18 protein-coding genes are annotated in these 23,923 nt (G+C 50.5%); 10 read left to right on the top strand and 8 right to left on the bottom strand.

Annotated elements, in window-relative coordinates:
• The first annotated feature begins 13 nt into the window (after positions 1–13).
• Positions 14–1,375, top strand: a complete 1,362-nt coding sequence (hemN, locus tag CWM47_RS21870) for an oxygen-independent coproporphyrinogen III oxidase (RefSeq protein WP_100993984.1) — start codon at positions 14–16, stop codon at positions 1,373–1,375.
• Positions 1,376–1,499: 124 nt separating this feature from the next.
• Here the strand turns inward: hemN and CWM47_RS21865 are convergent, their stop codons facing one another.
• Entirely contained in the window at positions 1,500–1,772 is a 273-nt protein-coding gene (locus tag CWM47_RS21865) for a hypothetical protein (RefSeq protein ID WP_100990321.1), read from the bottom strand.
• Positions 1,773–2,090: 318 nt separating this feature from the next.
• On the opposite strand from CWM47_RS21865, the gene CWM47_RS21860 reads away from it, so the two are divergent.
• The 3 genes from CWM47_RS21860 (at position 2,091) to CWM47_RS21850 (ending at position 6,986) form a co-directional block, all read left to right on the top strand.
• Complete coding sequence (locus tag CWM47_RS21860) at positions 2,091–5,288, top strand: TonB-dependent receptor (RefSeq protein WP_100990320.1); 3,198 nt, start codon at positions 2,091–2,093, stop codon at positions 5,286–5,288.
• 28 nt (positions 5,289–5,316) lie between these two features.
• Positions 5,317–6,180, top strand: coding sequence for a glycerophosphodiester phosphodiesterase (locus tag CWM47_RS21855; RefSeq protein WP_100990319.1), 864 nt, complete (start codon positions 5,317–5,319; stop codon positions 6,178–6,180).
• A 236-nt stretch (positions 6,181–6,416) separates the two neighbouring features.
• Positions 6,417–6,986, top strand: coding sequence for a YceI family protein (locus CWM47_RS21850; protein ID WP_100990318.1), 570 nt, complete (start codon positions 6,417–6,419; stop codon positions 6,984–6,986).
• 134 nt (positions 6,987–7,120) lie between these two features.
• Here the strand turns inward: CWM47_RS21850 and CWM47_RS21845 are convergent, their stop codons facing one another.
• Both CWM47_RS21845 and CWM47_RS21840 read right to left on the bottom strand, forming a co-directional pair.
• Positions 7,121–10,612, bottom strand: a complete 3,492-nt coding sequence (locus CWM47_RS21845; RefSeq protein WP_100990317.1) for a PVC-type heme-binding CxxCH protein — start codon at positions 10,610–10,612, stop codon at positions 7,121–7,123.
• A 1-nt stretch (position 10,613) separates the two neighbouring features.
• Positions 10,614–11,867: a GDSL-type esterase/lipase family protein gene (locus CWM47_RS21840; RefSeq protein WP_100990316.1), complete on the bottom strand. Its 1,254-nt coding sequence runs from the start codon at positions 11,865–11,867 to the stop codon at positions 10,614–10,616.
• Between the two features lie 378 nt (positions 11,868–12,245).
• Here CWM47_RS21840 and CWM47_RS21835 point away from each other — a divergent pair, with 378 nt between their 5' ends.
• The 5 genes from CWM47_RS21835 (at position 12,246) to CWM47_RS21820 (ending at position 17,409) form a co-directional block, all read left to right on the top strand.
• Positions 12,246–12,974: a 3-keto-disaccharide hydrolase gene (locus tag CWM47_RS21835; protein ID WP_100990315.1), complete on the top strand. Its 729-nt coding sequence runs from the start codon at positions 12,246–12,248 to the stop codon at positions 12,972–12,974.
• A gap of 392 nt (positions 12,975–13,366) precedes the next feature.
• Entirely contained in the window at positions 13,367–13,570 is a 204-nt protein-coding gene (locus CWM47_RS38255) for a hypothetical protein (protein WP_157816043.1), read from the top strand.
• Positions 13,571–13,777: 207 nt separating this feature from the next.
• Positions 13,778–14,695 (top strand): intermediate filament family protein, encoded by a 918-nt coding sequence (locus CWM47_RS21830; RefSeq protein WP_100990314.1) that lies wholly within the window; start codon positions 13,778–13,780, stop codon positions 14,693–14,695.
• 207 nt (positions 14,696–14,902) lie between these two features.
• Complete coding sequence (locus CWM47_RS21825) at positions 14,903–16,627, top strand: tetratricopeptide repeat protein (RefSeq protein ID WP_100990313.1); 1,725 nt, start codon at positions 14,903–14,905, stop codon at positions 16,625–16,627.
• A 380-nt stretch (positions 16,628–17,007) separates the two neighbouring features.
• A complete protein-coding gene (locus CWM47_RS21820; RefSeq protein WP_100990312.1) occupies positions 17,008–17,409 on the top strand; it encodes a DUF2147 domain-containing protein in 402 nt (133 codons plus the stop codon).
• Positions 17,410–17,414: 5 nt separating this feature from the next.
• Here the strand turns inward: CWM47_RS21820 and tpx are convergent, their stop codons facing one another.
• Positions 17,415–18,008 carry a thiol peroxidase gene (gene tpx, locus CWM47_RS21815; protein WP_100990311.1) on the bottom strand — a complete coding sequence of 198 codons (594 nt, stop codon included), beginning with the start codon at positions 18,006–18,008 and terminating at the stop codon, positions 17,415–17,417.
• Positions 18,009–18,300: 292 nt separating this feature from the next.
• Here tpx and CWM47_RS21810 point away from each other — a divergent pair, with 292 nt between their 5' ends.
• Positions 18,301–19,311, top strand: a complete 1,011-nt coding sequence (locus CWM47_RS21810) for an SDR family oxidoreductase (RefSeq protein WP_100990310.1) — start codon at positions 18,301–18,303, stop codon at positions 19,309–19,311.
• A 41-nt stretch (positions 19,312–19,352) separates the two neighbouring features.
• Here the strand turns inward: CWM47_RS21810 and CWM47_RS21805 are convergent, their stop codons facing one another.
• The 4 genes from CWM47_RS21805 to CWM47_RS21790 form a co-directional block, all read right to left on the bottom strand.
• Positions 19,353–19,778: a DNA-binding transcriptional response regulator gene (locus tag CWM47_RS21805; RefSeq protein WP_157816042.1), complete on the bottom strand. Its 426-nt coding sequence runs from the start codon at positions 19,776–19,778 to the stop codon at positions 19,353–19,355.
• 148 nt (positions 19,779–19,926) lie between these two features.
• Positions 19,927–22,053 (bottom strand): xanthine dehydrogenase family protein molybdopterin-binding subunit, encoded by a 2,127-nt coding sequence (locus tag CWM47_RS21800; RefSeq protein ID WP_100990308.1) that lies wholly within the window; start codon positions 22,051–22,053, stop codon positions 19,927–19,929.
• Positions 22,054–22,073: 20 nt separating this feature from the next.
• Positions 22,074–23,096: an FAD binding domain-containing protein gene (locus CWM47_RS21795; RefSeq protein ID WP_100990307.1), complete on the bottom strand. Its 1,023-nt coding sequence runs from the start codon at positions 23,094–23,096 to the stop codon at positions 22,074–22,076.
• A gap of 20 nt (positions 23,097–23,116) precedes the next feature.
• Positions 23,117–23,917: a 2Fe-2S iron-sulfur cluster-binding protein gene (locus CWM47_RS21790; RefSeq protein WP_100990306.1), complete on the bottom strand. Its 801-nt coding sequence runs from the start codon at positions 23,915–23,917 to the stop codon at positions 23,117–23,119.
• Between the last annotated feature and the right edge of the window lie 6 nt (positions 23,918–23,923).

The following is a 23,923-nucleotide window of genomic DNA, read 5'->3' as shown; positions in this document are numbered from 1 at the left end:
CCCATTTTTGTACATGAACTCGCTTATTCAGAAATACAACGTTCCCGGTCCGCGTTACACCAGTTACCCAACTGTGCCTTTCTGGGACGAAAGCACCTTCAGCGAAACCGCCTGGGTACGCAACCTACGGCGGGCCTTTTCGGCTACGAATGGCACAACGGGCATCAGCCTGTACATTCACCTGCCCTATTGCGAAAGCCTGTGCACGTTTTGCGGCTGCAATAAGCGCATTACAAAAAATCATACGGTCGAAGAACCCTATATCGACGCCCTTCTGGAAGAATGGAATCTATACTGCGATCTACTGCCCGAACGACCCCGTATTGCGGAGCTTCATCTGGGTGGTGGAACGCCCAGTTTTTTCTCGCCCCATCACCTCAACCAATTAGTAACGGGCCTTTTCCGATATGCCGATCCGGCCGATGAAACGGATTTCGGTTGGGAAGGCCACCCCAACAACACAACCCGCGAGCACCTTAAAATCCTGTATGGTTTTGGTTTCCGGCGCGTGAGTTTTGGCGTTCAGGACTATGATCCCGTCGTACAACGCGCCATTTACCGTCACCAGCCATTCGAGAATGTGAAGCAGGTAACGGCCTGGTCGCGCGAAATTGGGTATACATCCATAAGCCACGATCTGGTGTTTGGTTTACCCTTCCAGACGCCCGACGCTATTACCGATACAATTTATAAAACCCTCTCTCTCAAGCCCGACCGTATCGCGTTTTATTCCTACGCCCACGTACCCTGGATAAAAGGCAACGGCCAGCGGGGATTTCGGGATGAAGACCTGCCCTCCGGCGACCAGAAACGGGTGCTGTATGAAACCGGCCGGAATTTACTGGAGCAGGCAGGTTACGTCGAAATCGGCATGGACCACTTCGCCCTACCGCACGATTCACTGTACAAAGCGTTGGAGAACGGTACACTGCACCGGAATTTCATGGGCTATACCACCACTCAAACACGTGTATTACTGGGGCTTGGAGCCTCGTCCATCAGCGATGTATGGACGGGCTTTTCCCAGAATGAAAAGGATTTAGACGCCTATATGAATCAGGTTAGAGCGGGCGAGCTGCCATTGCTGCGCGGGCATATTCTCGATGATCAGGACCAGTTTCTACGTCGGCAAATCCTGAACATCATGTGCCAGGGACAAACACAATGGCATCCCGGAAGCTGGTCCAGACACGAGTGGGAAGCCCTCAGCGCGCGTCTGGAATCGTTCTGGCTCGATGGATTGCTGGAGTACGACGACGAAGGTCTCACGGTGAATCCGGCAGGTCGACCTTTCCTGCGAAACATTTGCATGGCCTTCGATGAACGGCTTAACTACGCCCAACCGCAAACGAAACTGTTTTCGCAAACGGTTTAAGGCATACCCTTTAAAAACTATACGGGTGAACGTCGCCACTGCGGCACGTTCACCCGTTTTTTTATATTTTTTATGCAACCGCAGACGATCAGCCACCCGGCCCGACGCCACGGTACGTATTACTTTACTCCATATTACCTGCCACTAAATCAGCTTGTTTTTCGAGCACTTTCTGATAATCCAGTCGGGCTTTCACTAGAAATTTCCGGGACTGGTCGAGACCTAGTAGTATGGTCTGCCTGACCGTTGTACCCGTTTCTTCCTCATCCAACAGGTTCATTTTGGCTAATTGAATCTCCAGCTTTTCAATGACTTTTTCGTAAGTCCTGATTACCCGTCGCAGTCGTTTCTGAATTTTCTTCAGTACTATTTCTTTTGGTTGATCTATGGTATTCATATACGCTCAAGCGTAACGGAACTTCGGCAAAGGCGAACCGCCAATGGGTAGCCCAGCCTTATCCGTCACTAATGCGTATGATAAACGCCAATGGATGCGTGTTGTTCACGTACCGTTTAACCTTAACCTTGATAGCAGAAGACTATTTTATTTCGACGATTCGACATGACACGAAACTATAACTTGCTTCAGCACAATTTTTACAACTAATATTACCAAAATACCGCAAACATCACAATTTGTTTATATATAGATAATATAGGTTAATAGTAGATTAACTCTCTTTGCGGCACGAAATTTTAGTCGCTCATCTGCCCTATGAAAAAACATGTACTTTCTATCCTTTTGCTGCTTCTGGTATCTTGTCTGGTGATAGACAAAGCCGTCGCGCAAACCACTCAGGCGTCCATTTCGGGCGTTATTTCCGACAATAAGAAGTCTGCCCTACCCGGTGCTACCGTTCAGGTGCGAAACGAATCGACGGGCTTCACGACCGGCACCGTAACCAATGCCCAGGGCGAATATCTGTTCAAAGAACTGCCCCTGGGCGGTCCCTATACCGTTCGCGCTACCTTCGTTGGTTTCGGCGACCAGTCCCGAACGGGCTACACACTGAATCAGGGCGATGCCATACGCCTGAACCTCAGCATGGAGGAGAGCGGCCAGTCGCTCGAAGTCGTACAGGTAGTAGCGTCGGGTTTGAAAAACAAGACGGAGTACTTGGGAGCGGCTACAACAATATCGGCCCGGTCCATTGCCGCCCTGCCGGTCAATGGCCGGAATTTTACGTCCTTAACCGATCTGTCGCCGTTAAGCCGGGGCACCAATCTATCCGGTCAGCTTGGCTCATCAACGAACTTTACCATCGACGGTACCACGGCCAAGAACCCCACCTCCGCCGGGGCAACGACCAGCCGTAGCGGAGCTCCCTACTCGATTTCTATCGAAGCCGTTCGTGAGTTTAAGGTGGTTACAAACCAGTATGATGTGATTTACGGTCGCAGCGGGGGCGGTACCATCAGCGCCGTGACGAAAGCCGGAACGAACAAGTTAACGGGTAGCGTTTTTAACTACACACGGGCCAACTGGTTATCGAGCCAGTACGACATTCGGGGCAACGAACGCAAGGTTCCATTCTCGACCAACCAGTTCGGTTTTTCGCTGGGCGGGCCGATCATCAAAGACAAGCTGCACTTTTTTCTCGTCTGGGATCACCAGCAGGATTCGCGCCCGTTGATCATTGCCGACGTTCAGACGCCCGCCGATGAAAGCCGGTTTCTGGTTACCCGCGCCACCCTCGACCGCTTTGTGAACATTGCGCGCACCCAGTATGGCACGGCCAACACACCCCAGTACGGCACATTCGGTAAAGTTCGGGGTTCTGATGCCGCCTTTGCTCGCATCGACTGGCAGTTGAACGAAAAGAACCTGCTCACAATTCGTAATAACTACACCAACGACCGCAACAAGCTGGGTCTGGCCGATAACACAGCCATCAACATCTTCGAATCGTATGGGAATGATTTCAACGTGGATAACAGCTTGCTGGCTACGTTGCGCACATCGCTGAACCCGCAGTTCACGAACGAATTGAAAGTTCAGCATTTATATACCTACCAGAAAAGCAGCCCCGGCGATCAGTTACCGGAAGCCAATATTCCCCGCAATATTGTCGAAAACGTAGCCTCAACTATTGGTGGGGTCAGTCGGGCAACGAATATCCAGATGGGGGGCCACCGCTTCGCGCAGGAAGGGTTTACAAACAACGTGGTTCAGTTGGTGGATAATCTATATTACAACACCAACAAAGCGCAGTACACGTTTGGCGTCGATGTGATGTACACGCATGCCAAGTCGCTGTATGGCAGTGAGGTCAACGGCCGGTTTCATTACACGGTAGATGGTTCTGCTTCGGCACTGGATAAGTTTGAGAAACTGCAACCCTACCGGTATTTCCGGGAAGTGCCCTTAGTTGCCGACCCAAGTGTGGTGGGGAATACGCTCAATGCTGGCTTATATGGCCAGATGAGTACCAAGCTGGCTCCGGGTCTGGATATGACCGCCGGGTTGCGGTTCGATTATGCTGTGTATCCAAAGGCGGCCTTTAATCAGGTGGTCTTTGACGACCTGAAATTACGCACCGACAACCAGCTTAAAGCATTTGTAGCACAGCCCCGCTTGCAGTTGACCTGGGATGTGAACGAACAGCACAAAGATTTCGTCCGTTTTGGTGCGGGTGTGTTTGCCTCTGATATCAACAACTACGTCATCATCAATAACCTGACCTTCGACGGTAAACACTATGGCACAGTCGATGTGCGGGCTCCGAACGTACCAACGCCGGATTTTGCTGCTTACCGGGCCAACTACGCCAGTATTCCGTCGCTGGCCGCTTTCCAGTTGCCCACCATTAACATGACCGGTGCCGATGCGCGGGTGCCTGTACTGTACAAAGCAAACCTGTCATATACCCATTACCTGACCGATAAGTTGAAAGTTAGTCTGACGGGCTATGCCTCACTGGCCCGGCATAACTACACGTATGTTGACCGGAACATTGTGGCAGAGCCGTTTTTCCGCTTAGCCAACGAGGCCAATAGAGGTGTTTACGTACCGTTGGCTTCGATGCCTGCCAACGGCGCGGGCGACTGGCAGCAGGGCCGTATCAGCCAGCGGCTGGGCCGTGTACTGGAGCTGGGGAGCCAGGGTAAAGTCAACCAGTTTGCCGTTGTGCTCGATGGAACCTACCAGTATTTTCGTGATGGCGAAATTTCGGCCAGCTTCACCTGGAACGACACCAAAGACAATACGTCCTTCAATGGTAACGTAGCGAATACAGCAACGCTGGTTCAACTGGTGAAAGACGATCCGCGCAACCTGAGCCAGATGACGTATTCTGACAACCAGTTCCGGAACAAACTGGTTATTTACGGTACGCTGCCTTCGTTTTATGGCATCTCGGTAGGTTTCCGGTATTCGGGTATTGGCGGTACGCGCTACTCGCTGCTGTCGGGAGCCAACAACAATGGCGACTTTGTCGGAACAAATGATCTGGCCTTCGTTTTTGACAGAAACAGCCCCGAAACAGCCGCTAACATACGGACCGGTTTGCAGACGCTGCTGGATAGTCCTACCGCCAGCCAGAGCCTCAAAAATTACGTCAATGCCTACTCGGGTAAGATTGCCGAGCGTAACGGGGGAATCAATAGTTTCTACGGCGTTTTCGATCTTCGTGCCAACAAGCGGTTCCTGTTGTTCAAGAAACGGCAATATGTTGACGTATCGGTCGATGCGTTCAACGTGGCCAATCTGCTGAACCGCAACAAGGGAACAAACCTATCGTTGGGAAACCAGACGTTGTATGCGTTGGGTATTCCAGCCTCGGGGGGGAACGCAGCTGTACCTGCGTTTAGTCAGGCAACTCAACAGTTTAACTACCGCGTAAACGCAACGGGTGTCGTTACACCCTCAGGCGATCCGTTCCAAATTCAGATCGGGCTGCGCTACGGATTTTAATTATGTTTCTGGCAAACTACCTAATACCATGAAAACGATACTAACACTCGCCCTGCTGTTTATCACTCATCTCCTGATGGCACAACCAAAATTTAACCGCGAAGGCCACCGGGGAACCCGGGGACTCATGCCGGAAAATACCGTTGCCGCTATGAAAAAGGCGATGGATCTGGGCGTGAATACGCTGGAACTCGATGTGATCATTTCGAAAGACAAACAGGTAGTCGTTTCGCACGATACCTACATGTCGGCAGATATTGCACTCAAGCCGGATGGTACACCCGTAACGCCGGAGGAGCAGAAGAAGATCAATCTTTATGAGTTGCCCTATGCGGAGATCAAAAAGTTCGACGTGGGCAGTAAGCCGCATCCTCAGTTTGCCCAGCAACAGAAGTTCAAGGCGTATAAGCCGCTTCTATCCGAACTGATCGACTCGGTCGATACCTATGCTAAGGCCAAGGGCTTACCCATGCCCATGTTCAATATTGAGATCAAATCGGCTCCCGCAGGCGACGGCGTTTCTCATCCCGAACCAGCGGAATTTGTCAATCTGGTGATGGCTGTTTTGACCAAGTATTCGCTGGGCAACCGACTCATCATCCAGTCGTTCGACGTTCGGCCGTTGCAGTTGATTCATAAGCAACAGCCAACTATATCCCTCTCCTACCTGACGGCCAACCCAAAAACGCTGGACGAAAATCTGGCCTTGCTGGGCTTCAAACCGAACACCTACAGCCCGTACTATAAAACGGTAACGGCCGAAACAGTAAAAGCCTGCCATCAGCAGGGGATGTCGATCATTCCCTGGACAGTGAATACAAAAGAGGAAATAGCAAGCCTTAAACAGATGGGGGTGGATGGCATTATTACTGACTACCCAAACCTGTTTTAGCCTTCTTTTTGACGAGACAGCCCGAGCCGGGAACCCTATGCGTATTCGTTCGTATAGGGCTCCCGGCTTATGTTTAGTGGCATCTCATCGGCTAAAACGGTCTGCCTATCGGCAAATTCAGGCCAATGGGCGATTGTCAGCGATGAAGTCAGAAAGTTAATGTAATCTTGATTGCCAACTGAGTATAATTGCTCTATTTACACGCAAATCACGATACCGTTAACTCCCCTATTCTCATGAAAAAAGCAGTACTATTCTTCAGTATTTTACTGAGTACAGCCAGTGCGTTTGCGCAAACCTGGTCGCTGGACAAAGGCCACTCCAAAATTGCCTTTACCGTAACACACCATATGATTTCGGAGGTCGATGGGTATTTCCGCAAATTCGATGCGAAGATGACAGCAACAAAAGATGATTTTTCTGACGCCGTATTTGAGATGACCGCCGAAACGGCCAGCATCAATACCGAAAATGAACGGCGGGATAATGACCTCAAAGGCGAAAATTTCTTCGATGCCGCCAACAAGCCCACCATGAGCTTTAAAAGTACCTCATTCAAGAAAGTGAGCAATGGAAAATACAAGATGGACGGTGATCTAACCATCAAAGGCATCACTAAACCCGTTACACTCGCGGTAACGATGGTTGGCCCCGAGCCGAACCCGAATAACAAAAAGCCAGCCGTAGGTATTAAAGCCGTTGGCACGATTAACCGCAAGGATTTTGGTTTGGGAGCATCCATGCCCTCTGCTCTTGTAAGCGAAGAAGTGGAGCTAAAAGCAACGGGCGAGCTTCAGAAGAACTGATTAGCTATATAGTGTACTTCACCCCACCCCTAAAACAGGAGAGGGACTAATGCGAGTTTTTTTAGCCCCTCTCCTTATTTCAAGGAGAGGGGTTGGGGTGAGGTCGGCCGCTGCCGGAAGGTCAATTGCCTAACCTACCGCCCCATAACCAGCCGCGTTTGCGCCGGAGAGTTATCGGCATCCAGAAGCTGTATGCTTAGCGGATCGTCTTTATGCAGGGTTCTGTCAATGGCCAGAGTGAACGTGTGAATACCCTGCGACAGCTCGGCCACTAAGCCATTGTTCGTCAGTTTGACCGGCTTCTGGTCGACCCAGGCGGTTAGCCCAGCCATTGTGTTCAGGCCCAGACTCACATTGCCCTTACTCACTACTTCGATATCAAACCGGACAACGCTGTAGGTTTTATTGGCGTTGGCAACGATAACAGGTAGTTCCTCCATTGGCAGATCGCCGGAAACTTTACTGTAAGCCGGTTGCAGGGCTAACTTTGTATTGTCTTTCACGACAGCACCTACACCCTCTTCCCGGAGCTTTTTTGCAAACTCTTTCGTAGGCGAAACGGTGTTCCAGCGACGAACAAATCGGGCCGTGGGTACACGAAACTTACCCGATTCGCCCATTTTAGACAGGAATCCCAGCAGGTTAATAAACTCCTCTTTGTCCAGACCAGCCGTTAATCCCGCTGGCATCAGCGAACCCGGCACTTTCTCGATACTCTTCACCTGGCTTTTGGGAATAGAAATCTCTGAACCTGTCACATCGCGTATCACCAGTTCGGAGGTGCCGTTGCTTACCAGATAGCCCAGTTGTTCGCTGCCATCTTTTTTCACCAGACGTTGTAGCTCATACCCTTCCTTGATGGACAGGTTCGGGTAGAGAATGGACCGGGTAATGGTTTCGACGGGTGAACTTGTGCCGAGACTGCTTAAATCAGGCCCGATTCGTCCGCCGGCTCCGCCAATAGCGTGGCAGGTAAGACAGGTAAGGTTGCTTTTCCGGAAGACCATCTCACCCTTGATCGGGTCAGCGGTTTGGCTTACTGTTTTAGCCAGACTACTAATTTCTTCCGCTGTAAGCTCCTGCGGCATCTTCTCGACAGGCAACACACCACCGGATGCCTCCAGTGCCTTCGCCAGTAATTTTACATCGTCGCTGTTACGCCGATTGTACGGCACGTTTCGTTGCATCGCCTGCCGACCGGCAATAGCCATTTTCTCGGGTATTTTGCGGGCATTCAATTCGTCGGCGAGTGCCTGTGCACCCTGCTTACTGGCTAAAAATGCGTTAAACAACGGAGAAACATCGGTTTGTGCGGGTAACGTCCGCAACAGATCGGCACTGATCCGGGCGGCTTCTGCGGCATTTACCGACACAAGCTGCGAAGCTGCTGCCAGCCGAAGATCGGTCGGATTTTTGGCTGTTGTCAGCGTTACGAGCGACGTCCGGGCTTTGTCGTTGTTCAGCGTTGTCAGCGCATCCAACGCGGCTTTCTGTACCGTCTTATCGCCCTTTTGGGCCAGATTCACCAGCGTGCCGGTTAGCTCGTCAACATGCCACAGCCCAATTAGTCGAATGGCGCTTGTCGACACAGTTTCGTCGTCGCTGTCGATAAAGTCCGTAATCCGGTCCAGATCTCCGGCTGGTTTGACATCCCGACTGGCGGCTTCTTCCAGCGTACTGAGTACCATGGCAACCTCCTTAGCCGAACTGCCTTTAACCTGTAATTCTTTTTCGAACAGACCGCCAATGTCAGCCGCACTGCCGAACTTCGCAATCGACCCGAGCACGTCCTTCTTATAGTCTTCCGGTACTTTACCCCGCTGATACAATTGTCTCAACTGCGTAACGGCTTCCGGACTACTCACCGATTTCAGCGCGAAGACGGTCTTCCGGGCATCGCCCAGAAAGTCGGGGTCTTTTTTCAGCCGGTTTGCCCATAGCGGTTCCCCCTCGCGAACGGTTTGCCAGAGCGCGTAATCCAGAAACTCATCCATCGGATTATCCAATACCGATAAGGCGGTGCGGACCGCTTCTGGCGTTTTCACTTTCCGCAGCGCAATAACGGCCTCCATCCGTACCTGCGGGTGTTTATCGGCTACGGCTTTGGTCAGCAGAGCCGACACGTTGGTGAGTTTAGGATACCACAACTCCAGTGCACGCAGGGCCGCAGCCCGAGCCTTGTGATTTTCGGCAGACAACAGTTGCACCAGAAGCGGCTCGTTCACGACTTCGAGGGTTTGATAGACCCAAAGGGCTTCCAGCAGGTTGTGTTCGTAATCGGAATTGGTTTTGTCCAGTCCCTGAACCCATTTCTGTAGCGCCGGAACCACTTCTGTAGCACCGTGCGCTTTCAAAACCTGCTTCGCCTGCGAGCGGGTCCAGTCTTCGGGCAGTTTCAAGGCGTCTAACAGCTCGGGGACGCTGGCTTTCGTCAAGGCTGGTTTTTTCACCAACGGACGATTTTTGGCAACGATCCGCCAGATGCGCCCGTGCTGCTGATCGCGACGCGGATCATGAAAATCAACCTCGCCATGCTGAATAATCGGGTTGTACCAGTCGGCCACGTAAATAGCGCCATCCGGCCCAACGGAGATATCGACCGGGCGAAACGCGACATTGTCTGTCCACATCAAATCCTCGACCTGCCGGGATGCATAGCCGCTTCCCTGCTCTTCCAGCTTAAATCGGTTGATTCGGTTGGCCCGGAAGTCGTTGGTAATCACACTCCCCTGCCAGGATTCGGGCAGATGCCGACCCGAAATCACGTCCAGTCCGCTGTGTTTGGGTTGCCCCGGATTTAAGCCCCGAAGAATGCGGGCGGCCCCCGGCGAGGTAAGGAACGTAGCCCCCGGAAACGCATAATTGATGCCTTCAAAACCGGCCCCATCGGTCAGGAAAGACTGGCCCCAACGGTCAAACTGCAACCCCCACGGATTGACCAGCCCTTTGGCGTAGATGTCCAGTTCGAGGTGTTTTGGATTTAACTGCCACACGCCACCGCCTTCCAGCCGCTTGATACCGGAGGGCGTTTCGACATGGCTATAGATGTAAATAGACTGGTTGAAATACAGCAGTCCTTCAGGTCCCCAACGGAAGGTATGAATGAGGTGGTGCGTATCGGCGGTGCCAAATCCGTTCAGAATCCGGCGTTTTTTGTCGGCCTTGCCATCACCATCCGTATCCATAAAATGCAGGATTTCGGTTGAATTGGCAACGTACACACCCCCGTCGCCGGGAAGGATTCCCGTAGGTGTCAGCAGCCCTTCGGCAAAAATGGTCGATTTGTCGGCCTTGCCATCGCCATCGGTATCTTCGAGCACAAAGATTTTGTCGTTCGCCGTTTCGCCCGTTTTCAGGTGTGGGTAAGCCGTACTGCTCACCACCCACAACCGCCCGTCGGCGTCCCAGTTCATCTGAATGGGTTTGGCCACCAGCGGTTCTGCGGCAAATAGCGTCACCTCGAAACCGTCGGCAACCTTAAAGGACGCCAGCTCACGGGTTGGGTCAGGATCGGGAATGTCGTTTTGAGCATCCTGATTTATGGCTGAGGTAATCAGCAGAACGACAGAAAACAGGCTTATTTTACGGAGGAGCCTCAGGGGCCATGTACCGTTCTTAACGTTCATATTACTTCAGGAGGGAAAGTTGATACACGCTGGTTTTAGGCTTGCGATTTACGGCAATCTGCCCTTCCAGCCACTTAATAAGAATACTTTGCTCTTCGAGGCCCTTTGCATGACGCCCCTGCTCATAGGAGCGAAAGCCAAGGATATAGGTTGTGTTCAACGGGCGATACTGGAAGAAAAACAGGTCGTTCTTTTTCAGGATCATCTGCCGCAGTTCACGAACCTGTTCAAACGAACTTCCCTGTTTAATCGAGACCCCTTCTCCCCATTCTTTTGCCGAAGCGGTTAATACCTCTTCGTTATCGACGGTGAGTCTATAAAACCCCTTTTTTAAGCCTGTTATTTTTAGTAATTGTCCCTGACCAGGACGTTCTTTTACGTCTGTGGGCGTGGGCAGCGGCAGGTACCGTTCATCGATGGTAAAGGTGAGGTTTTCGTTCGTACTTCCGGAACCCTGTAGCTTAGCTGGCCCCGCGACCTCTGCCGTATTTTTTCCTGTAGTAATCGAAACGGGCGTTGTGCGGGGTCCCAGTCCCAGGCTTCGTTCAAGAATCGTGGCCAGCTGATAGTATCCCGTTTCGTTCAGGTGAATCCCATTATCTGTCAGGGGCATTTGTTTGCTGATCTCCTGAATAGGTTTGTAGATGTCGATATACTGTTTGCCGCGCTCCGAGGCCATTTTTGCTATAGCCGACGCATATAGTTCCAGCATAGCGTTTCGTTTCTGCAAACTTTGCGCAGAATCGGCGGCCAGAATCGGCATTGGGGATACCAGAATAGCGTTTGCCCCCAACTGATCAATTTTGTCGAGCAGTTTGCTCAATCCTTCGTTAAACGCAGGCAGGCCATCCTCCCCATCCTGCGCTTCGATGCCTCCATAGGCAACAAAAACCAGTGTTGGCTGTGCTTTGGTGAGGTGCTGCATCAACAACTCATAGCCCGTGGGCGGGTTGGTAATGGTGCTTCGTGCCACGCCATAGACATTGTCGCCGGTCCAGCCGAGGTTCCGAAAGGTAACATCCCGATCTGGCCAGCGAGTGGTCAGGGCCAACTCCAGATACCCGTACTGAAAGTCATTTTCGAAAAGCGAATTTCCAAGAAAAACGACCCGCTCGCCATTTTTCAGGTCAAATGGAATCTTCGTAGATTCTGTAGCCGTCCGGGGTCTACTCTGAGCAACGGCCAATCTGAAGGAAAGGAAGAGGAGCACAAACAAACTACACCCAGGCATGGCCAATACCTTAATCTTTCTCATGCTTTTTAAGTCAACGTTACTACGCAACACCCCCTTCGGATGTGCTCTATAAAGAAGTGAAGACGCGTAAAGTCTTACTCTTTACGCGTGAGTCAAAAACATGAAAATAGAGACTGGTAAGTTGCCCATGCTATCGGGCATTTATCCAGTCGATATATATCCAGTTCCTCCCTAAAGTTAGCCTTATTAATAAGCAGGTCAACAACGGTGCCCTGCCCATATCATACACCCGGCCGTGAATACGAGGATAGTCGCCGTCAGCCAATTAAAATTTTTGACTTAATGTTTACCCATCCGGCAAATACAGGATTTTGATGTAAGTAATTCGCTTCGGCATTATTCTTTATTGAACACTACCCCTATTTTATCAGAATTCATATGTTCGCTAAATTAACTGCTTTCGGTTTACTCATAAGTCTAGCGTACACGAGTGTACAGGCGCAAACCCCCAATATATTATCGGCTCAGGAAAAAAAAGATGGCTGGAAACTTCTCTTTGATGGCCGGGATCTGAAGGGTTGGCACCGATATAATGCTAAAGACACACCCGCATCCTGGAAAGTCGAACAGGGCGTACTTCACCTGGATGTATCCACTACGGCAACTGGCCCATCGCGCGATGCGGGCGATTTAGTGACCGATGCGATTGTAACGGGTGATTTTGAATTTAAAGCGGAGTTTAAAATCGAAAAGTACACCAATAGCGGTTTCTTTTTCTTTGTGCAGGAAGCCCCTGAGTATAAAAAAATATTCGATACGTCTATTGAGGTTCAGGTGGGTGATGATAAGCTCTATCAAAAAGAGGTGCCTCATCCACACAGTTCAGGTGATCTATTTGGCCTGGCTGATGTACGGCTTCAGGAACCCAAACCACTTGGAAGCTGGAATCAGCTTATGGTCAGTCTGAAAAAAAACAAACTGACGGTTATATTAAATGGCTACACGGTTCAGGAGCACGATCTAACCAGTGCCGATTGGAAACAGCGCATGTCAACAAGTAAGCTTAAAGATAAGCCAGTTGGCAAAGGAAAGTTTAGCGGACGGATTGGTCTACAGGACTGGAATACCAGTGTCTGGTTCCGGGATATTAAACTCAGAAACGGCTAGAGACAATCCAGGCCAGCCGTATGCCTTATGAGTGTACGTTTGAACAAAGCCAGACCGCCGGAGCAGTTTGACATGGTTGATTTGCTCAAAATACTGGCGGGCAACAACACCTAATACTATTCCTAAGCAATAAAGTAATCGTTACGTTGGGAAACCTGCAAAAACGAGTTGGCAGACTGGATCAAAGATAATTTCCCGCGACAACTGCCTATGCCGGTTGACCCCGTAGCGTGTGTATTGAAGGTTTATCCTCTACCATTTTTACTGTTGAATTAGCTCAGTAATCAGAAAATTCTAAGCAGATTCTAAGGAGTTTATCAGCGAATCCTAAGTCGTACTAGTAATCTTTGATACAAAAGTAGCTTAGTCCGTAACCGAATAACACCGGTAAGATGATAGATAAAACAATAGCCTATTCCTATAGCCCTTTCTTCCCGCCGAGCCCGGTTAGTCCGGCTGAGTCCCGAAAAACATCAAGGTTCACGTATAATGAAAAGCCCCGCAAACCTGACTGGCTTGTGTTATTAATGAGTGCCCTGTTTCTGCTGACGTTGCTTATTCTGTGGTTAGTTGAGTTTCCGAGTTTATTTCGCTGAAGTAATGAGGCTATCAGTATTCTGACTCAGGAATATGTGGTTCAACAGACTGTTTTGCAGTATTCAACCTCAACGCCGTGTAGCCGTGTATATGATTGACTATGAGCCAGATTCTAAGCAAATTTTAAGTTTTCTCTAAGTCCGCTGTTAACGGAGAGGGCCAATTTTGCGTCGATAGAAAGCTAGCTTACGCAATCTCCCGGCATCATGACAACGACAGAACGTAACCCATTTAGCCTGGCCAGTGCCCTGGCGATGTTGATTATAATAGGCATATCAGGAGGCCTTTACTGGAACCATAACCGTGTAATGACTATTCGGTATGATCAGGTCGAACAACGGGCCGACTCGCTGCTGTCCGTCAAACTCCAGCTGGAAGGCGACATCCGAAGTCTGGTACGGCAGCTTGAAACAACTACCGACGAAAATGCGTATCTAACGAACCGAATCGATAACCTGCACCAGCAACTGAGCGAGCGCGATGAGGCATTGGCTCAGCTACGGCAGAAGGCTGCTAATAGGAATCTCACCATTCAGGATTTTCGGCAGATAATGGATAAGCTTACTCTCCAACGCGACAGCTTAACCAATCAAATGGAGGCTATGCGGGACAAAATTGGCTGGATAACCAAGTCAAATGAACTAGTCCTGGAGCAAAATAAAAGCCTGCAAAAGATGGTCGACGATCTTCATGTCAACTTATCTACTAAAATCCCGTACTCGTCCATGACGGGCGATGCTTTTCTGGTGAAGGCCGCAAAATCGAATCGAAAAGAAACGGCCAAAGCGAAAAAAGTTCGTACACTCTCCATCTCGCTCAACGTACCAGCCCAATTACAGCTGGAAGGCAGGCAGAATGTGTACCTGAGCCTCACCAACGAGCAACATAAAGTAATGATGCCTCCGCTGAGAACAACGACGGTAACACTCCCAAACATCAATGAAGTAATCCCGATTCACGCGGAGCAAACGGTGAACTTTACAGGCAACTCTCAGCGAATCTCGTTTCAATTTGAGCCGGGAGAAACCATCAAACCAGGTTTATACCGGGCGTCTGTTTATACGAAAGATCGATACCTGGGCGCCGTGGAATTTAGTTTCCGGGATAGTTTCTGGTTTTTTTAGGCCTTTCTTCACAGCGTTAGTACCAGTTAGTTAATTAACTGTACGGGACGGGTTCACTATTTTACCTGAGTGAGGTAGGGCGTAAATGGATTGATTTGCTTTCTAAGTCAATTCTAAGAAATCTCTAAGCCCGCTCTTAAATCTGGGGGATACCTTGTAGGCATACTAATCAGATTACAGCGGTAATCGCCTAAACACAGTATTCCTATGAAAACGCATGTTCATATTCTGACTTTATTGAGCTTGACCGGCGCTATGCTGACCAGGCCAGCCCTGGCGCAAACGCCTGCTCCCGATGCAACGACCCTGATGAACCTGGGGCGTTTCGATGAAGCCAAGCAGTTGCTGGTTCGAAATGCGCAGCAAAACCCATCCCTTCAAACTAATTTCGATGCAGGTTATGGTTACCTCCGGGCCGGACAGCCCGACTCAGCCCGCATCTGGTTTTCTAAAGGAATTCCGATGGATGAAAAACGGGTTCCGCTCAATCAAACGGGCTCAGCACTCACGTTCCTTGTTCAAAAAGATTCGGCCAACGCTGGTGCGAAACTGGCCGAAGTGATTAGCAAAAGCAAAGGCAAAAATGCCGATATTCTATACCGGATTGGCGAGGCTTACACAGGCTATCTAACCCCCGGAAATGGGTCAATCAAACCGCTTTACCCCAAGGCGGTCAATGCCACGAAAGCCATTGAGTACCTGAACCGGGCGGTTGAGCGCGACAAGAAAAACCCCGCTATTCAGTTAGCCCTTGGCGATGCCTATTACCTCAACAAAGATGCCGGTACTGCTGTAACCCGCTACGAAAGTGCCCTTGAGCTTGGTATGAATCCATCTCGTGTGTATCAACGCATTGGGGATATTTACTGGCAGGGCCGGAACCTCAACCTGGCTGTCGAGAACTACAAAAAAGCCATCGACGCCAACAGTTCGTATTCTCCGGCTTATAACCAATTGGCCGAATTGTATTTTCTGGTAAATCGCTACAAGGAAGCAGCCAGCTATATCGATCAGTATGTAAACGTATCGAAAGACAAGCGTCAGGAAACGCTGCTGCGACAGGCACAATTCCATTTTCTGGCCAAGGATTATCAGCGAGCCGTGAATCTGATTGACAGCAATCGAACGGTATTGGCCCAAAATCCAATCGTCTATCGAATCGAAGGCTGGGCCTATTCGTCATTGAAAGAACCGCAGAAAGCAATCCAGAACCTGACTACGTTTCTGGAAAAAGCCCCCGAAAAAGCCATGTCCGACGATTATAAATACCTCGGTAAGGCTTATCTGGCCAACGAGGGATTTGCCAATGATTCACTAAAAGCTATGAACGACTCCGTTGGAATAACCTATCTCGCCAAGGCCGCTCCTTTCGACACGACGGATAATCTGTACAGCGAAATTGCCAAATACTATTATCGGTCCAAGAAACACCCCGAAGCCGTAGCCACACTCGATTCGGCGGCCAAACACGGCTTTAAAGCCGATGTGCAGGACTTGTTCCGCTATGGCATGAGCAACTACACACTGGGCTTCGGGCGCGACAGTCTGGGAAAATTAGTGCGCGATACCGTTCGGTTTGCAATGGCAGATTCTGCCCTGGCACTTGCCCAGAAACAAACGCCGGACTATGCACCAACCGTGCTTTACAGGGCCAAGGCCAACTACTATGCCTACACGCCTGAAGAATCTGTTCTTAATGGAAAGGCAAAACCCTATTTCGAGCAGTTTATTACGATGGTAGCCGATAAACCTGAGGAGCGAAACCGGTACAAAAAAGATCTGGCCCTGGCCTTCAAATACATGATTTCATACAACGAGCTTGTCACGAAAGACGAGGCCGCCCGCAGTGAGTGGCTCAAAAAAGGGCTTGAATTGTTACCAGAAAATAAGGATCTAGCCAAAATCGCTACGGCCGAGACTGATAACCAGTAATTACTTTTTCATTGTTGATTTTTAGTTTTCGGAACGCTACCGGGGCAATGATCTCTGGTAGCGTTTTTTTTGTAGTTGCTACCTAGAAATGATCTGAACCGAATGTTGGCAAACACCCTACGCTAACTACTCTAGTCGTTTACTTCCTTCTTTAACACAAACGTGGTATCTTTATCGGCAACAATCTGTAGGATAAAGCTTTCCAGAACATTCAAATCCAGAGTGTCATTCAGCTATTGGAGCTATAAGTCAGGAAAGCGCTATTGAACGACTAAACCAGTGTAATTTGCCTACCTATTAGTTGTCAACTATTGCTTGTTTTTAAATAAACACCCCAGGATAGCCTACCTACCGATTGAGCCAAAACAGACAGCAAACAAATGAAGTCGTTATCATATCGAAACAAGCTTTGGGTAGTCTTTTTACCCTTCCTGCTGATAGGAGCCAAAGCCGATCAGCCGGCCGATCAGTTGTTGGGGCATTGGCTGTTCCCTTCCAGGGGGTCCAGCGTCAACATCTTCCGGATAGATAATCAATATTTTGTCCGTGTCGCGGATGTTGACCAGGCTGGCGAGAAAAATTTTGGCCTCGTCAAAGACGCCGTTATCATTCGAAATCTGAAATATGATGGACAGGTCTGGTCCGACGGGCAGTTAGTCCATCCTAAATCAGGCATTAAATTAAGCGTCGAAGTATCCATGACGGACCCCCAGGCCATCGACGTAATTGTGTACAAAGGCATCAAACTGCTTCACCGCAAATTCACCATGACCCGAAAATAGGTCCGCTATTTGATGGCAGCGATAGCGGCCGAGTAATCAGGCTCTTGCCCTATTTCCGGCACTTGCTGTTCATAGACGATTTTTCCTTCGGGATTCACTACGATTACAGCACGACTTAACAGGCCTTTCATGGGTCCGTCAGCAATTTGCACCCCATAAGATTGGCCAAAATCAGTTCTGAAATCAGACAGCATCACGACATTTTTAATACCTTCCGCCCCACAAAAAGCTTTTTGGGCAAAAGGCAGATCTTTGGAAATACAGAGTACAGTTGTGTTTTTTAGTCCAGCCGCATCTTCATTAAACTTCCGTACCGATTTGGAACAAACACCGGTGTTCACACTCGGAAAAATATTCATGATTACATATTTGCCTTTATAATCGGCTAATGTCTTATCCATAAGATCAATACCGGTCAATGTGAAATCTTTGACCGGTGTTCCCAAAGCGGGCAGTTTACCAACGGTATGAATTGTTTTACCCCCCAGCGTAACGGCCGTGCCTGTCGTTTGCCCTAGCGAAATACCTGTAATGAATAGTCCTGCAAGTCCCAGAAAAAGGACTTTGTAAGCGTGTATGGAGTTTTTAATACTGGTCATAAGTTGTTTTAGATTGATCGTTGAACCACAAATGTGCGAAGAAAACAGGCATGAAAATCAATCATACCAGCCGATAAAATCATAAACGCTCAATTTATACCCGTCCAGTACAAAAATCAGAGCCTACACAGGAGTTGACAAAGGCAGTCTGTCCTTTGCCTGTGTATCCTAATTGCCTCATTAAACTGAAAGAATATCTAACCTTACTGGCCTGCCACGCGTTGAGAGCCATATCCTGTAGGTTAGCTATAGGGTACGACAACAAACTTTTGCTCAACAAACGAATACAATCATGAGTAATGAGAATCAGTTTACCAGACGCCAGGTTATTGGTGGTATTGGCAGCGGCTTGGCGGCTTCCGTAATGGGCCCTTCGGTATTGGCAAATGCGGAGCCAAACGTAACAACGACGACAGCGCCCGCACCGCTTGTCGATCCAACCACAAAATACCCCAAGCCTCCGTTTAAAGCCCAGCCGCAACCCTGGCCGGGCCTGGCCAGTAAAATGGACCCTCGTCCCGACCATGGGGAGACTAGCTATAAGGGTTCGGGACGCTTACTTGGACGCAAAGCCTTAATTACCGGCGGAGACTCGGGAATGGGACGGGCAGCCGCTATTGCCTACGCTCGTGAAGGAGCAGATGTCGCCATTAACTACCTGCCAGCCGAGGAATCCGACGCTAAAGAGGTAATTGAGCTGATCAAAAAAGAAGGCCGTAAGGCGGTTGCCATCCCCGGCGATATTCGTGACGAAGCCTTCTGCAAACGATTAGTCGATGAAGCGGTGAAAGGATTGGGTGGGCTGGATATCCTGGTGAGCAATGCCGCCCGCCAGCAAAGTCGCGAATCCATTCTGGATGTAACGTCCGAAGACTTCGACGCGACGATGAAAACCAATATTTATGCCCCCTTCTGGATCATCAAAGCGGCCTTGCCCCATATGCCAGCCGGATCGGCCATTATTGGTACAACCTCCGAGCAGGCTTATGACCCTTCGCCTAATTTGTACGACTACGCGCAAACGAAAGCCGCGACAATGAATTTTGTCAAGTCCCTGGCTAAACAACTCGGTCCTAAGGGTATCCGGGTGAATGGCGTGGCCCCAGGTCCAATATGGACGCCCTTACAGCCTAGTGGTGGTGCTACGCAGGAAAAACTAAAAACCTTTGGTGGTAATACGCCACTTGGTCGACCTGGGCAACCTGTCGAACTGGCGTCTATTTATGTCCAACTGGCAGCTAGTGATGGCAGCTATGCCACAGGTCAGGTGTACGGAGCTGCCGGTGGAGGTGGACAGCCCTAGTACAAGTCAGAAAAGTGCTTGATAAATGGCTTATCAAGCACTTATACGTTATCACGAGGCAAGCCTGAATTATGGGCGATATGGTTACTCACAGTTAAAACCACTACCTGTAAGTCATCCAGATGCACAGGTTTTTGTAAATGATCTGTAGCTCCCAGTCTCAAGTAGTCTATCCGTTGCTGCTCGATCACTTCCCCTGACAACATAATTAGACAAGCTTTCTGACAGCTGGGATGGAGTAGAAGCGTACTAAGCCACTTTATTTCCTCCCCATCCGGAACAACCCCATCCATTACCAAAGCCACCGGTTTGTCATTACCCAACGAAGTGGCTGATATAAACTCGGCGACTGAGCTAAACCAATACAGTTCCAGATGCTGCGCCCATCTGCGAAAGCCATGTTGCCAGAATAGATAGTCGTCTTCGTCTGCATCCAGCAAGGCAACCCAAGGTTTTATTGTGTCCATAGGAAACGGTGTATAACCAACTGTATGCACCTGATTGTAGTTGACAGCTTTAATAGCTGTCAACTACTTAATTAACGTTTAAAGAACGTCCGTTTATTTGAGAGCAAGACACTACTTTTTTTGAGAATGCATGGCATCTCAACATAACTTATAATAACTTATCCGGCGTTATCGGCAGATCACGTACCCGTTTGCCGGTAGCATTGAAAACGGCGTTGGCAACAGCGGCTGCTACAGCTACGATGCCCACCTCCCCGATGCCTTTTACCCCCAGCGTGTTGACGTGCTCGTCGTTCTCGCGGATGAAAATAGCGTCCAGATGACCAATGTCCAGGTTAGCCGGAACGTGATAATCGCCCAAAGAGCGGGTAACGAAATTGCCCCAGCGTGGATCAACCACCGACTCTTCGGTCAGCGCCATGCCAATGCCCCAGACATTCCCGCCGATAATCTGCGAGCGGGCGGTTTTTGGATTCAGAATAGTACCCGCCCCAGTCACTGCCAGAAAACGATTTACGCGAACCATTCCCGTCGATTTGTTCACGGCGACTTCCGCAAAGTTGGCATTGAAGCTATGGGCCGAAAAGTCTTCGGCACTTTCGGGCGCTTTGGACTCCACCCGAGTCTTATAATCGGTCAGTTTTTCCGAACGCATCAACTGCGCAGCCGTTGGCGCTACAAAAAATTGCTTGCCCGACTTGGCGACCAACTCATTCGTAATTTTCTGGCAGGCATCATTCACGGCGTTAGCATAACTGGCAGCACCCACCGAACCCACCGCACCGGCAGCCGGAGGCAGATCCGAGTCGCCAATGATTACTTTGACATGCTGAATAGATAGCCCCAGCGCATCGGCAGCCGTTTGAGTCAGGATGGTGTAAGTGCCCGTACCCAGGTCGGCAGCCGCCAGTTCCACGGTGGCCGTTACCTCATCGCCGGTTCGTTTCAGCGTTACCAGCGCCGACGTGGGGCGCTGGTGGGCGGGGTAGGTTCCGGCCGCAACGCCATAGCCAATCCAGTAATTACCCTGCTGGTTCTGGCGGGGTTCAGGCTTGCGTTTTTCCCAGCCGAACGCTTTTGCTCCTTCCCGCAGGCACTGCACGGTTGTACGCGACGACCAGGGTTTGCCATTGGATGGGTCGCGTTCGGGTTCGTTTTTGATCCGAAATTCGATCGGGTCCATTTTAAGTTTGTACGCCAGTTCGTCCATCGCTGATTCGAGCGCAAAGCTGCCCGTCGATTTACCGGGACCGCGCGTATAGGTAGGCAGAATCAGGTTCATGGGCACTACCCGATACGTAATGAGCGAGTTAGGCGTGTCGTACATGATTTTTGAGCAGTCGCCACAAGGTTCAACAAACTCATCGTCGATAGCACAATGTGTCGTAATCTCGTGCGACAGCGCCGTCAGTTTGCCATCGGCCGTAGCGGCCAGACCCACCTTCTGCCGATTATGTTGCCGGAAACCCACCGAGTTGACCATCTGCTGACGAGTCAGGGCAAGCTTCACGGTGCGGTTCACGTGTTTAGCCGCAACAGCCGCCAGCGCCAGATTGGCCCATTGGCCACCTTTCGAGCCAAAACCACCGCCAATGAAGGGGGAAATGATACGCACCTGTTCCGGCTTCAGATTCAGCGTGGCAGCCGCAGCCGTCTGCGCACCATTCACGATCTGAGCACTGCTATACAGCGTCACCTTATCGCCGTTCCATTCGGCAATGGCGGCATGGGGTTCCAGCGGGTGGTGATGCTCAATGGGCGTTTCGTAGACCTCTTCTACTTTAATCGTTGCCTGGCCAAGTGCAGATTTTGCATCACCCCGTATGGCGTCAGCTTTCTCTTTATCCTTCGGCAGACGGGCCTGACTGGCCAGTTTATCGAAATCAACTTTAGGTTCTTTTTTATCGTAGGTAACATTGACCAGTCGGGATGCATACCGAGCCTGTTCGAAGGTTTCGGCCACCACAATACCGATGTTTTGCCCGAAGAAGTCAACCTCGGGACTTTGCAGTAAAGCGCCCCCACGCAGTCCGCCCTTAACGTTAAGTTTCGGCGCGTTCTTGTGGGTAATCACGGCCAGCACACCGGGGGCTTTCTCGGCGGCAGTCGTATCGATATCCCGAATTGTTCCGGCAGCGATAGTGCTTTTAAACAAAATGGCATAGGCCGGATTCTTGACCGGATGATCCATCGAATACGCTGCTTTGCCCGTCACCTTGGCGATTCCATCGATCCGGCTGATTGGCGTGCCGATTGTTTTTGTGGTATCCTTCATAGACTGTGTTGACGTTACCCTTATGCTTTGCCACCGTTGAAAGCCATTTTCAAGGCCAGAACGATGCTTCGTTTCCCCAATTCAACTTTGAATGCATTGTGTTCCAATGGCCTGGCGTCGGCCATTTCGGCACTGGCGGCCAGATTGAAATTAGCTTCCGTGGCCTCTTTACCAACCAGCATCTGTTCCGCTTTCAATGCCCGCCAGGGTTTATGGGCGACCCCGCCCATCGCAATGCGCACTTGCTTGATTCGGTTACCTGGCCCGTTGGCCTGATCCATTTCCAGAGCCGCTGCGACCGATATCAGCGCAAAGGCATAGGAAGCACGGTCACGAACTTTGAGGTAATAGGATTTATCGGCAAACCGGTTTTTGGGCAGTTCAATAGCTGTGATCAATTCACCATGAGCCAGATTGGTATCTTTTTCGGGCTGATCGCCCGGCAACCGGTGAAAGTCGGCCATCGAGATGCTTCGTTCCTGTCCACTCGCGCTTCGGACCTTAACAACAGCATCCAGAGCCGCCAGCGCAATGGCCATGTCGGATGGATAGACCGCCACACATTGTTCGGACCAGCCGAAAATAGCGTGCATCCGATTGATACCTTCCTTTGCGCCACACCCCGTGCCCGGCTCCCGTTTGTTGCAGGGCATGGCCACTTCGTAGAAATATGGACAGCGGGTTCGTTGCAGCAGATTCCCGCCATTGGTCGCCATGTTCCGCAGTTGACCCGAGGCCCCCGCCAGAATCGCCTGCGTCAATAACGGATAGTTCTGCCGTACCAGCGGATGATTGGCGGTAGCCGTGTTTTTGCTAAGGCCACCCAGTGAAATACCACCCTGATTCGTGCCTGCGCTTATGAGGTTGATATCACTCAGCCCTAGTTCAGAAATGTCGATCAGGGCGTCGGGCCGTTCGACGTCCTCTTTCATCAGATCGAGCAGGTTAGTGCCGCCAGCGAGAAATTTGGCATTGGGGTTTTGAGCCAGCATCTTGATGGCAGACGAAGGGTCTTTGGCCCGGCTGTAGGTAAACGGTCTCATTGGATACGATTGATGAAGAATTAAACCGAGCGAAAAATCTGTTCGACGGGCTTGCCGCTATGAACCTCCTGAATGGCAGCGACAATGTTAGGGTAAGCCCCGCACCGACAAATATTCCCCGACATCCGCTCTCGAATTTCTTCATTGGAAAGTTTTGCGGGGGCCGCTGGCTGACGAACATTCTCGCTTACGTAGCTTAGGTGGCCTTTTTTCGCTTCGTCGAGCATCGCCACCGCCGAGCAGATCTGGCCGGGTGTACAGAAGCCGCACTGGAATCCGTCGTGTTTCAGGAAAGCTTCCTGCACCGGATGAAGTCGGGTGGTCGCCCCGGTCGATCCCTGTGCAATTCCTTCAATCGTCTGCACGGTTTTCCCTTCGCAACTCGCGGCCAGTGTCAGGCACGATAATATCCGCTGACCGTTTACGATCACGGTACAGGCACCGCACTGACCATGATCACAGCCTTTTTTAGAGCCGGTCAGGTCGAGTCGTTCGCGTAGGGTATCCAGCAAAGTCATTCGGGAGTCGACCGTTAGTTTGCGGGCTGTACCATTGACCTTGAACGATACGCTCACCCCATTATCGAGACTGTCGGGTGCAAATTCCGCTGTGCCTGTTTCGGCAAATGGCCGGGTCATCAACTGCTCGGCCACTGCCGATTGAGCGGCCAGAACACCTCCGCCCGCCATCGTTATCAATTTGAGAAAATGACGCCGGTTGACACCTGTATCGAGAATTTCGTTCAGGTCTTCGGGCATCAGATCGGCAAACAACCGCTTTTCGTCTTCCGTCAGTTCTGGTGATTCGTTTTCGTCTATCATGCCCTT

It is taken from the genome of Spirosoma pollinicola, assembly GCF_002831565.1.
Taxonomy (GTDB): domain Bacteria; phylum Bacteroidota; class Bacteroidia; order Cytophagales; family Spirosomataceae; genus Spirosoma; species Spirosoma pollinicola.
The sequence above is the reverse complement of the archived record's forward strand: the minus strand, read 5'-3'. Positions and strand labels throughout refer to the sequence as shown.